Below are 1,150 nucleotides of genomic sequence, written 5' to 3'. Positions count from 1 at the left end.
CACATGGGCCGCCCGGGTAGGAGAAGCGCTGTTCACCAGTGTGTGGATTCCCGGATTTTCATTTCGATCGGCAGTGCGCGTACGGTGCCCGGTTCCGCGTCCCCGGCCAGAATCTCGCAGAGCAGCCGGGTGCATTCCGCGCCCATGACATGCGGCTGGAGATCGATCGCGGTGATGGGCGGCTCCGCCATACGCATGGCGGAGCTGTCGACGCAGGAGGCGAGCAGCAGGTCCTCCCCCACGCGCCGGCCGGCCGCCCGGATCTCGGGCAGCACGGCCGCGGCGGCCCCGTCGGCGGCACACACGATGGCGTCGATCTCCGGGGTCCGTTCCAGCATCCGGCGGACCTCGGCCTGCAGGACCCGGGGCGGTGCCGCGAACGGGGCCTTGCCCGCGATGACGGGGATGCCGTTCTCGGCACACCAGCGGACGTGGGCGCCATGGAGTGTGGTGGCCCAGTCGGATGTGGTGTCGGACGCGAGGAACGCGGGGCGCCGGGCGCCCGCGTCCCGCAGATGGTCCAGCAGTTCCGTCGTCATCGCGTCGTGGTCGGACCGGATGACGCCCGTCGGCTGTGTGCCGCCCTCGTACCGCTCGGCCGTCACGACCGGCAGATTCGCGTTCATCAGCTGGTCCACGACCGGGTCGCCGGCCACCGGGTCGCACAGGACGAGCCCGTCCACCTGCGGGACCGCGCTGTGCTGGGGCAGCTGCCCGGAGGAGATGAGCGTGACGTTCAGTCCGGCGCGTGCGGCCTGTTTGGCCACGCCGAACACAAAGGCCATGTAGTACTCGGCGCTCGTCAGGAACTCCGGGATGTGCAGCGCGATGGTCTCCGTCACCGAGGTGCGCAGGGAACGCGCGGTGCGGTTGGGCGCGTACCCCAGCCGCCGGGCGGCCTCCAGCACCGCCTCGCGCGTCGCGCCCGAGACCCGGCCGCGCCCGCCGAGGGCGTCCGACGCGGTGGTCCTGGACACGGACGCGGCGCGAGCCACATCGGCGATGGTGGGGGGCGGGGGGACGGTGTCTCCGGTCTGCATGACCGGGATCCTAGAGCCCATCCGAACTCACCGCCCGCACACGGGAGATCCCGGCACGACGCGGATGGCTTTGAGCGCACCCGGTGCGGTCGGGGAGATCTCCACGAAGC

1 protein-coding gene is annotated in these 1,150 nt (G+C 71.7%); it reads right to left on the bottom strand.

Going from position 1 to position 1,150, the window contains the following annotated elements; all coding sequences use genetic code 11:
• Positions 1-32: 32 nt before the first annotated feature.
• Positions 33-1,040 carry a LacI family DNA-binding transcriptional regulator gene (locus ACWF94_RS40850; RefSeq protein WP_453500417.1) on the bottom strand — a complete coding sequence of 336 codons (1,008 nt, stop codon included), beginning with the start codon at positions 1,038-1,040 and terminating at the stop codon, positions 33-35.
• Between the last annotated feature and the right edge of the window lie 110 nt (positions 1,041-1,150).

Source organism: Streptomyces sp. NPDC055078, from assembly GCF_053607985.1.
Note: the sequence above shows the minus strand (reverse complement) of the source record. Positions and strands in the feature narration are given on the sequence as shown.